The sequence below is a fragment of the Bacilli bacterium genome, assembly GCA_036381315.1.
Lineage (GTDB): Bacteria > Bacillota > Bacilli > Paenibacillales > KCTC-25726 > DASVDB01.
This window is the reverse complement of sequence record DASVDB010000060.1, coordinates 1-10,525: the sequence shown is the minus strand read 5'-3', so window position 1 is coordinate 10,525 and position 10,525 is coordinate 1. Positions and strand designations below refer to the sequence as shown.

The 10,525-nt window shown below is 52.3% G+C and carries 9 protein-coding genes; 1 reads left to right on the top strand and 8 read right to left on the bottom strand.

Annotation, left to right across the window (positions count from 1 at the left end; all coding sequences use genetic code 11):
* A partial coding sequence (locus VF260_04635) for a PIN domain-containing protein (GenBank protein ID HEX7056470.1) occupies positions 1-947 on the bottom strand: 947 nt, incomplete at its 3' end.
* Positions 948-1,120: 173 nt separating this feature from the next.
* Here VF260_04635 and VF260_04630 point away from each other — a divergent pair.
* Entirely contained in the window at positions 1,121-1,516 is a 396-nt protein-coding gene (locus VF260_04630) for a DUF1573 domain-containing protein (GenBank protein ID HEX7056469.1), read from the top strand.
* A 1,225-nt stretch (positions 1,517-2,741) separates the two neighbouring features.
* On the opposite strand, the gene pssA is transcribed toward VF260_04630, so the two are convergent.
* The 7 genes from pssA to VF260_04595 form a co-directional block, all read right to left on the bottom strand.
* Positions 2,742-3,467: a CDP-diacylglycerol--serine O-phosphatidyltransferase gene (gene pssA, locus VF260_04625; GenBank protein HEX7056468.1), complete on the bottom strand. Its 726-nt coding sequence runs from the start codon at positions 3,465-3,467 to the stop codon at positions 2,742-2,744.
* 90 nt (positions 3,468-3,557) lie between these two features.
* Positions 3,558-4,604, bottom strand: a complete 1,047-nt coding sequence (disA, locus tag VF260_04620; protein HEX7056467.1) for a DNA integrity scanning diadenylate cyclase DisA — start codon at positions 4,602-4,604, stop codon at positions 3,558-3,560.
* Between the two features lie 44 nt (positions 4,605-4,648).
* Positions 4,649-6,019 (bottom strand): DNA repair protein RadA, encoded by a 1,371-nt coding sequence (radA, locus tag VF260_04615; protein HEX7056466.1) that lies wholly within the window; start codon positions 6,017-6,019, stop codon positions 4,649-4,651.
* 107 nt (positions 6,020-6,126) lie between these two features.
* Complete coding sequence (gene clpC / locus VF260_04610) at positions 6,127-8,580, bottom strand: ATP-dependent protease ATP-binding subunit ClpC (protein HEX7056465.1); 2,454 nt, start codon at positions 8,578-8,580, stop codon at positions 6,127-6,129.
* A 34-nt stretch (positions 8,581-8,614) separates the two neighbouring features.
* The gene (locus VF260_04605) at positions 8,615-9,682 is read right to left on the bottom strand and encodes a protein arginine kinase (GenBank protein HEX7056464.1); all 1,068 of its coding nucleotides are present in this window, start codon (positions 9,680-9,682) and stop codon (positions 8,615-8,617) included.
* A 38-nt stretch (positions 9,683-9,720) separates the two neighbouring features.
* Positions 9,721-10,233, bottom strand: coding sequence for a UvrB/UvrC motif-containing protein (locus tag VF260_04600; GenBank protein ID HEX7056463.1), 513 nt, complete (start codon positions 10,231-10,233; stop codon positions 9,721-9,723).
* A 33-nt stretch (positions 10,234-10,266) separates the two neighbouring features.
* Positions 10,267-10,525: CtsR family transcriptional regulator (locus tag VF260_04595; GenBank protein HEX7056462.1), on the bottom strand; the 259-nt coding region annotated here is incomplete at its 5' end.

The following is a 10,525-nucleotide window of genomic DNA, read 5'->3' as shown; positions in this document are numbered from 1 at the left end:
ATCGTTCCGTCATCCAGATAAGCGACTCCCTGTCCATGCTCCTTGCCGTCTTTAATCACTTGCACGACGATTTCCTCGCCCGGAAGCACAATCGGCTTCACCGCGTTGGCCAAGTCGTTGATGTTCAGAACCGAAACGCCTTGCAGTTCGCATACTTTATTCAAGTTGTAATCGTTGGTCAGCACTTTGCCTCCCAAAACTTTGGCCAGTTTGACCAACTTGCTGTCCACTTCACTGATATCCTCAAAATCGCCCTCATGAATTAACACTTTCACGTCCAATTCCTTCTGAATCTTGTTCAGAATGTCCAATCCCCGCCGGCCGCGATTGCGTTTTAACAAATCGGACGAGTCGGCGATATGCTGCAGCTCTTCAAGGACAAATTCGGGGATAATAAGCGTACCTTCAATAAAGCCGGTTTTGCAAATGTCGGCGATTCTGCCGTCAATTATCACGCTGGTGTCCAGAATCTTATAGTCGCTGCGCGCGTTTTCGCCATCATCCGCGGCTTTGCCCGTCCGCCTTAGGAAAAACGCCGCGGTTTCCTCCTTTTTGCTCAGTCCCAGGCGGAAACCGACCGCGGACAGCACGATGGTCACGGCGACAGGCAGCATGTTCAGCGGCTCATCCAGCACGGACAGCGGCGGATAAACCAAAACGGACACTACAAGTCCGAGGACAAGACCCATTAACCCCGACAACAAATCAAACAACGGCAGTTGGCCGATTTTCCGTTCAAACCGCAGAATGGCCGCCCCAATCCAATCAAGGATTCGCGCGGAAGCAAGAAAAACCGCCAACGCGGATAAAGCGCCGACGGCAAAACCGGCGCCGCGAATCAAGCTTGTTCCAGTCAATTCTGCTAATTTATCCTCTATGAACGCATATAATCGCCAGCCTCCCAAGGCTCCCAAAAATGCCAGCGCAAGCTGCGCAATCTTTTTCACCCGCCATTCACCTCCAGTTAAAATGGTTGAAACAGTTCCTTACAATTATGAACCAATTTCCCCCATGCTATACGGAGGCGAGCGCAAATTGCCGATTGCGAAAAGTTGCCTTTGAATTCTCAATTTTATTCTTATATAATAAAAATTGACATGGAACGATCGGGGTGAAAGGGATGAGCTGTCTGCAGCTGAAAGATTTTCAGGATCAGGTATCCGAACTGTTATTGCGCCATCGAAGTCTGCTTGACGTACTGTCCAAGTATCAGCAATCCAACGCCTCCGTCAACCGTTCGATCACAAAAGCGATTACGGAGTGCGGATGCATCGAAGTGAATGCGAAGAAGCAGCCATATTCGGCAGACTTGTCGAAGGAACGATTGAAACAAATGCTGGACACGCATGTCTCCGGGCAATTGTGCGAACAATGCCAGGATATCATCCGCGCCGAGTTGGGACGCAATCTGTTTTATATGTCCGCCTTATGCAATTTGCTGCATATCGACCTGGAGGACGTCGTCCGCAGGGAATCGGAAAAATGCTCAACTTTGGGCTTTTTCAATATGTCGTAAATCGCTGGAAAATGTTAAAAAGCTGTTCCGAGTATCCGCATTACAGCGGTCGGAACAGCTTTTTTGCCTTTTTCATGCCGATTCATACCACCGGGGCTTACTCGACTGAACGACAACCGGCTAAAGCCGGTATGTTTCTGTCAGCGGCGGAGAGCCGACTGTTCAGGTTAAAGCCTGCCGATTAGCAATCTGTGGCTAAAGCCACCTAAAGCTTGCCGACGGACACCCGGCCGGTTGGCCGCTTGCACCTCTTTAGATGACTGTTGGACACTCGGTCTGCTTGCCGGGCTACAGCCTGTAACGGTTGTAGTAGATCAGATCTGACGATCATGGTTGGGTGCTTTCCGGTCTAACGGACGTGACAGAGGCTATTTTGGGTTTTACGCCCGGTTTTTAAGTTTAACGGTCGCAGTTGCGCTTATATTAACACTTTGTGCGGTATTCAGGTAAAAATAAGGCGAATAGCCGCTGTGGTGACCGTTACAATTTTTGCCCAGCCTTTTTTCGGCAAATAGCCTCTGCTGCGTCCGTTAGCGGTGTGTGGGTGGGTTGAACAGGAAGGCGATCCCCCTTTTTGCGGTGTGCAGTGACCGTTGTACAAGAGCGCTGGGCGGGAAGGCGAACCACCCGTTTTGCGCTCAGCGAGGGTAACGCTCGCGCTGTGCAGGGAGGTAATCCCCCTTTCAGCGTTGGACGGGAAGGTAGGTTTATGCTGGGAGGCATTCCTCCCATTTTACCGTTGCGCAGCGAGGTTTCACGTTAAACAAAGTGCTGGCACTGGAAGCTGACCGCCTAAAGGCGGTGGGTTTAGACCTGGCGTATGGAAACTGAATTGTGCCCAGTTGGACCAGGCGCATACGGGAAAACCTCCCGTTATTTTGTACCGTTTAAGCCGATTGGCAAAAATAACGGGAAAACCTCCAACATAAAATTGTGATTTTTACCCATACACGCAAAAAATGAAAATTTTGCGGGAGATTTTCCCGCAAAATAATGAAAATAACGAATTCGTCGCATTTTAACGGGAGAAATTCCCGCAACGTCTCACCAGCGTCGCATCAATCTTTTATACAACAATAACGCCATTATTGCCGTTATAGGGGCTGATTCGCTTCGCGTGGTGCGCTATATCGGCATTTTTGCCGTTATGGACGCCAAATGGCTCCGCGTGATGCGCATCGAGGTTCTAACAAAATTTTTGCGCCAAAGTTTGCGGCAACGTCTGTCAAAAGGTTTCGCGCGCTTCCTGTTCCTCCATCTTCGCCCGCCGCGAACGGCGCCTGGCAATTCTAACGTTTTTTTTTATTCCATATAAAGCGTATAAGACCAGCGGAACAAACACCAATTTGGAAAGCGTCCCCGGATAGCGAATAGCGACAATGACCGCGCCCACGACAATGATGGGCAGCACCCATTTCGCCGATTTCGGAATGCCGGCTTTTTTATAGCTCGGATATTTTACCGTACTGATCATAAGAAACGACAAGATCAATTCACTGACCAGCAAAAACGCAACGGACAATTCGTTATGAAATAGCGCCAGCGTCGCCAACACGCCGCCGGCCGCCGGAATCGGCAAACCGACAAAATAGCCCAAATGGGGCGATTGCACGTTGAATCTGGCCAAACGCAACGCGCCGCAAATGGGAAAGATCGCGGTGGCAACCCAAGCCGCTGCAGGATTCACTGTTTGAAAAGCCGCAACATACATCACAAATGCCGGGGCAACGCCAAATGATATCACATCGGAAAGCGAATCCAACTCTTTGCCGAATTCACTCTGCACATTGAGCGCTCGTGCAACCCGTCCGTCCAATCCGTCCATCAGCATGGCGACGATAACCATCATTGCAGCATAATCCGCCCGATCATTGAAAGTGAGAATAATCGCTATGACACCTAACACCAGGTTTGCCACTGTAAACAAACTGGGTAGCGATTTGGCAATCATCAAATACACCCCTAGGCATACTGTCCCCGATCAAGCTGATATCATGCGGGGTAAGATATGCTGCTATGTTCATTCCTGATTGTATGCAAATTATATATGTCTGTCAATGAATACCTGTTCTTGAATCCGCTTCAATCCTTCCTTGATCGCTCTTGCCCGTACTTCGCCGATCCCTTCCACTTCGTCCAGTTCCTCGATGGTCGCCATCGTAATATAGGCAAGATGTTTGAAATGCTGCACCAAATTTTCGATAATGGCCGCCGGCATGCGCGGGATTTTATGCAGAATGCGGTAGCCTTTTGTCGGAATCGGCTCATCCGTCGCTCCACCTGCTGGATAGCCCAATATTTTGATAATTTGCAATTCATCCATTAATTCTTCGGCGCTTAACTTTTTGAGGAGCATGAATACTTCTTTTATTTTCTCATTGTCCGTATCTTTGCCGTAATCTTTAATCAGCATGGCGGCGTCTTCGTGGATATTTGCCACAAGCTCTTCCAACTGCATGCTGATCAGCCGGCCTTCGGTGCCTAATTCAGCGATATAGCGTAAAATCTCCGCGCGGATCCGCATCACCATCTCTACCCGCTGGATCACCCCGACCACGTCATGCAACGTGACGAGCTCCTCAAACTCCGCCGCGGATAAATTCGTCAGCGCCTGATCCAGCACCGTCTTATATTTCTCCAATGTCTGAATCGCCTGATTCGCCTTCGTTAAAATGACGCCGATATCCTTCAACGTATACCGCAAATTTCCCTGATACAGCGTAATGATATTCCGCCGCTGCGAAATGGAAACGACCAGCCGCCCCGTTTGCTTCGCCACCCTTTCCGCGGTGCGGTGCCGTATGCCGGTTTCCGTGGAAGGTATGAGCGAATCGGGAATGAGCTGCGTATTCGCGTAAAGAATCCGTTTTACATCTTCGCTTAAAATGATGGCGCCGTCCATTTTGGCCAGCTCATACAAGTAATTGGGCGAAAAATCGCAATTGATGGAAAAGCCGCCGTCAACGATTTGCATGACTTCCGGACTGTACCCTACGACAATTAGCGCACCCGTCTTGGCGCGCAACACATTTTCCAGGCCTTCGCGAAATGGGGTGCCTGGCGCAACCAATTGCAGCAGTTGGCCCATTACGTCTCTGGCAACGTCTTCTTTCACAATCGCACCCCCTACCTTCAGCCAAACGCCGCCCCAAGCGCTTCGGCAACCGTTTGTACGCCGATTGCTTCAATGCCTTGCGGAGGTTTGAACCCTTGCAAACTTTTCTTTGGCATAATTACCCGCTTAAAGCCAAGCTTTTCCGCTTCTTTCACTCTTTGCTCCGCGCGCGAAACCGCCCGCACTTCCCCGGTCAAGCCGATTTCGCCAAAAACCACATCATTGGCCTGTGTCGGTTTGTCGCGGAAGCTGGAGGCGATGCTGACGGCGATTGCCAAATCGACCGCCGGCTCATCCAATTTGACTCCCCCGGCGACATTCATAAACGTATCCTGATTTTGCAGCACCATGCCCATCCGCTTTTCCAATACGGCAATGATGAGCGACATGCGGTTATAATCCACACCTGTCGCCATGCGGCGCGGCGCGGCAAAATTGGTCGTCGCCACCAGCGCCTGCAATTCCACCAAAATCGGGCGGGTCCCTTCCATGCTGGCAACCACAATTGAACCGGACGCGCCTTTCGGGCGTTCCGCCAAAAACCATTCGGAAGGGTTGGCGACTTCGCTTAATCCCGCTTCCTTCATTTCGAAAACGCCAATCTCGTTTGTCGACCCGAAACGGTTCTTCACCGCGCGCAGCATCCGATAGCTCTGGTGCCGTTCGCCTTCGAAATACAGCACGCAATCGACCATGTGCTCGAGCAGCCGCGGTCCGGCGATCGCGCCTTCTTTCGTCACATGCCCGACAACAACCGTGGCAATGCCGCTTACTTTGGCGATACGCAGCAGTTTGCCGGTACATTCCCGCACTTGCGCGACACTGCCGGGAGCGGAAGCGATAAGCGGATGATAGACCGTCTGGATCGAGTCAACGACAAGAAAATCCGGCTTGACGTCCGCAACAGCCGCTTCGATTTGCTCCAAATTCGTTTCGCACAGCACAAAAATTTCCGGCGATAAAGAGCCGAGGCGGTCGGCGCGCAATTTCAACTGCCGGACGGATTCTTCGCCCGATATGTACAAAACTTTCAACTGTTGCCTAGCCAGCGAATGGGAAGTTTGCAAAAGCAGCGTCGACTTCCCGATCCCCGGATCGCCGCCTACCAGAATGAGCGAGCCCGGAACAATGCCGCCGCCCAATACCCGGTCCAGTTCGCCGATGCCGGTGACAATTCTTGCTTCCTCGCCGCTTTTTATATCCGTTATGGGCGCAGGACGTTCTCTCCCGCCGCCGGCTATGGACACATGCGCATCATGTTGCTTGCCGGAAGCGACGGTTTCTTCAACCATGCTGTTCCAGGATTGGCATCCCGGGCATTTCCCCAGCCACTTTGCCGCTTCATACCCGCATTCCTGGCAATAAAATCTGGTTTGAACCTTGGCCATTTGCAAATGCACCTTTCATTCGCGCCCGCTGCCTATAATGCCATGAAACATGCCGAACCGGCGCCTTTACGGCAAGGCGCCGGAGTTCGGTGCGGCAGGCAAGCGGCTTATTTTATGCTTTGGGGCTTCTTTTTAAGAGCTTGGTTGATTACTTCCAGTTCCCCATTGACCTCATCAATCAGCACATGATCGCCCTTTTGAATTTTACCGAGCAGCAGTTCTTCCGACAATCGATCTTCGATATGTTTCTGAATCGCGCGGCGCAGCGGCCTTGCTCCGTAAGTCGGATCGAAGCCGGCCTTGGCGAGAAACGCCTTTGCCTTGTCGGTCAATTCAAAATCAACATCCTGCTCTTTCAGGCGCTTGCGCAGTTCTTCCGCCATCAAGGTGACGATCTGCCTGATATGCTCTTCGTCCAGGGAATGGAACACGATGATCTCGTCAATCCGGTTTAAAAATTCGGGGCGGAAGCTTTTTTTCAATTCGCCCATTACTTTTTCTTTCATGTTGTTGTAGTCGACGTCCTGTTTATCGCTCACGGCAAAGCCCAATGTGGAGGATTTTTTGATTGTCTCCGCGCCGACGTTGGACGTCATGATGATCAAAGTGTTGCGGAAGTCGACGACGCGCCCCTTGGAATCGGTCAGGCGTCCATCCTCAAGCACCTGCAGCAAAATATTGAACACTTCCGGATGCGCTTTTTCGATTTCATCAAGCAGCACGACCGAATACGGCTTGCGCCGTACCTTTTCCGTCAATTGGCCGCCTTCTTCGTATCCGACATATCCGGGAGGAGCCCCCACAAGCCGGGACGTGGAGTGTTTCTCCATGTATTCCGACATATCGATGCGGATGACCGCATTTTCATCCCCAAACATGGCCGCCGCCAAAGCGCGCGCCAGTTCGGTTTTGCCGACGCCTGTCGGCCCAAGGAAGATGAACGAGCCCATCGGGCGTTTCGGGTCCTTTAATCCTGCCCGGGCCCGGCGAATGGAGCTGCTTACGGCTTTCACCGCTTCATCCTGTCCGATCACCCGCTGATGCAGAATCGACTCCATGTTCAGGAGGCGCTCCGTCTCTTCCTGCGCCAGCTGGCTGACCGGAATCCCGGTCCAGCTCGCCACAACCTGCGCGATATCTTCCGGGGTTACCTCGGAATCGGTGCGGCCCTGCTTTTCTTTCCATTCATTTTTCGTTTTATCCAATTCTTCGCGGATTTTTTGCTCCTTATCGCGCAGCGCCGCCGCCTTTTCAAACTCCTGGCTTTGCACCGCCGCATCCTTCTCCTTGCGGACATCTTCCAATTTGATTTCCAATTGCTTCAAATTCGGCGGCACCGTATACGAACGCAAGCGCACTTTGGAAGACGCTTCGTCGATCAAATCGATCGCCTTGTCCGGCAAGAAGCGATCGGTAATGTAGCGGTCGGAAAGTCTGACCGCCTGATCGATGGCCCCGTCGGTAATTTTGACGCGATGATGGGCTTCATACCGGTCGCGCAGTCCATAGAGAATCTGGATCGCTTCTTCCACGGTCGGCTGATCCACCATAATCGGCTGGAAGCGCCGCTCCAAAGCCGCGTCTTTTTCAATATATTTGCGGTATTCATCAAGCGTCGTCGCCCCGATGCATTGCAGTTCGCCGCGCGACAGCGCCGGTTTCAGAATGTTGGAAGCGTCGATTGCGCCTTCCGCTCCGCCCGCGCCGATCAACGTGTGCAGCTCGTCGATAAAGATGATCACATTGCCGGCCTGGCGGATTTCGTCCATAATCTTTTTCAGGCGGTCTTCAAATTCGCCGCGGTATTTCGTGCCGGCGACAACCGAGCCCATATCCAGCGTCATGACCCGTTTATCGCGCAATGTTTCCGGGATTTCATTGTTGATGATTCGCTGCGCCAGCCCTTCGGCAATCGCCGTTTTGCCGACGCCGGGCTCGCCTATCAGCACCGGGTTGTTTTTCGTGCGGCGGGAAAGCACCTGGATCACCCGTTCGATTTCTTTGCTTCTGCCGATCACGGGATCCAGATGGCCTTCTTTCGCCGCGGCGGTCAAATCGCGCGCCAGGCTGTCCAGCGTGGGCGTGTTGACGTTCGTCGACGGACCGTGGCTCGATGTGACGACTTCATTGCTGCCCAACAGTTGCAATACTTGCTGCCGCGCTTTGTTCAGGCTCACGCCGAGGTTGTTGAGCACGCGTGCGGCAACGCCCTCGCCTTCGCGGATCAGCCCCAATAAAATGTGCTCCGTTCCGACATACGTATGCCCCAGTTTGCGCGCTTCGTCCATCGACAACTCGATTACTTTTTTGGCGCGCGGCGTATAGGCGATGTTCATCGGTTGCTCATGCCCGCGGCCGATTAAATTTTCGACTTCATCCTGAATTTTTTCCAGGCCGAGCCCAAGAGCGACGAGCGCTTTCGCCGCAATTCCTTCGCCCTCGCGAATCAGCCCCAACAGTATATGTTCCGTTCCGATATTGTTGTGCCCCAAGCGCACCGCTTCTTCCTGCGCGAGCGCCAGCACTTTTTGGGCGCGCTCCGTGAATCGTCCGAACATCATGGGTTTCCACCTCCGTTGAATATTCGCATTCCCTTTATTTATCTTTTGTCCGCAAACGATGCCTGATCAATTCCGCCCTGCGTATGTCCCTTTCGTCGGCGGACAGCATCCTCCCCGCATATTGCTGCAAAAATCCGGGCTGCGTCATGACCATCAATTCGTTCATGGCGTTTGCGCTAACGCCGCTAATCAGCCCAATATCGATGCCGAGCCGCACGTCGGACAACCTTTGCGCCGCTTCTTTGGAGTCGATGATGCCGGCATAGGCCAGAATTCCGAGCGAACGGTTTACCCGATCATATATTTTGGCCTTGGAATGTTCAAGCAAACTTTTTCTGGCGGCGCGTTCATGCTCGATAATTTGGCGCGTGACACTGTGCAGATTGTCGATAATTTCTTCCTCTGATTGGCCCAGCGTGATTTGGTTGGAGATTTGAAACAGATTCCCGGTTGCCTCGCTGCCTTCGCCGTACAATCCGCGCACCGCCAGCCCCACCTGCGTGATCGCCGACAACATGCGCCCGATCTGTTGCGTAATGACCAAAGCGGGCAAGTGCATCATCACCGAAGCGCGGATGCCCGTGCCGACATTGGTCGGGCAGCTGGTCAAATAACCCCGTTGTTCGTCGAACGCATAATCCAGACTGGCCTCGAACAGATCGTCAATGCGGCTCGCTAACCGCCAGGCTTCATTTATTTGCAAACCGGGATACAAAACCTGGATTCGCAAATGATCTTCCTCGTTGATCATGATGCTGATTGATTCATTTTCGCTTATAATGACGGCTCCATTCCGCGATTCTTCGGCGAGGCTGGGGCTGATCAAATGTTTCTCCACCAGCACGCGTTTTTGCAAATCGGGCAAATCGGCGAGGTTTACGAACGCAAACTTGCTGATTTGATGCAGCGCATCGTTGTTCAAGCTTTTTAACACTTTCTCCAGCACCGCCCGGGATTGCTGGGCCGAAGCCATGATCGGAAACGGGAATTCCTTTATGTTCCGGGCAATCCGGATTCTGCTGCTGATGACGATATCCGCATCCGGCCCCCCGCCCTTCATCCACTCGCTGAAAGCATTGTCCGTAAAATGCTGAAGCGTCATTTACAACCACCTCCTTCAGCTATTATCATCCTTGGCCGCTACATCGAGGCGTTTTTCTTCTCCAGTTCGCGAATTTTGTCGCGAATGCGCGCCGCGGTTTCAAATTCTTCTTTCTCGACGCTTTTTTGCAGTTCTTTCTTCAGACGCTCAATTTCCCGTTTTCCCTGAATTTCCGAATTGATTTTGCGGGGCACTTTGCCCACATGGACAACATTGCCGTGCACTCGCTTCAAAAGCGGGTTCAAGCGATCGGAAAAATATTGATAGCAAGCGCTGCAGCCAAAACGGCCCAATTTCCCGAACTGCGAATAGGTCAGCCCACATTGACCGCAGCGCAACTCCGCCGGTTTGCTGCCGACCGTTGCCGCCGGGGTGAAATCAAGCAATCCGGAAATTAAATTATGGATGGAAAATCCGTTGCTGGTGCCGGGAATCGCTTCGCCTCTTTCCCTGGCGCACGCTTCACAAATATGGTACTCTGTCTTTTCGCCGTTGATGATTTTCGTGAAGTGCAGTGACGCCGGCCTTTTACCGCATTCTTGGCATAGCATCTTCATCCCTCCCAACGTAAAATGTTCGTGCGCTTACTTGCTCAACAATGCGACAATCATGCTTTTCAACAGGCGAGCCCTGATTTCATCGCGCAATGGCAGCTTGAACGGAAGCGTCTCGCGCGAAATGGCCGCCCGCAGCATGTTCGCTTCTCTCCTGCTAATAATCTCCGCTTCTTCCAATTGATAGATCAGCCCTTCGGCGGTCAGTTGGTCAATCCGGTCGCGAACTGCCTGCATAATATATTCGTGCAGTTGCGCTTCCGTTGGAATTTCGATTTTTTGGATGCGG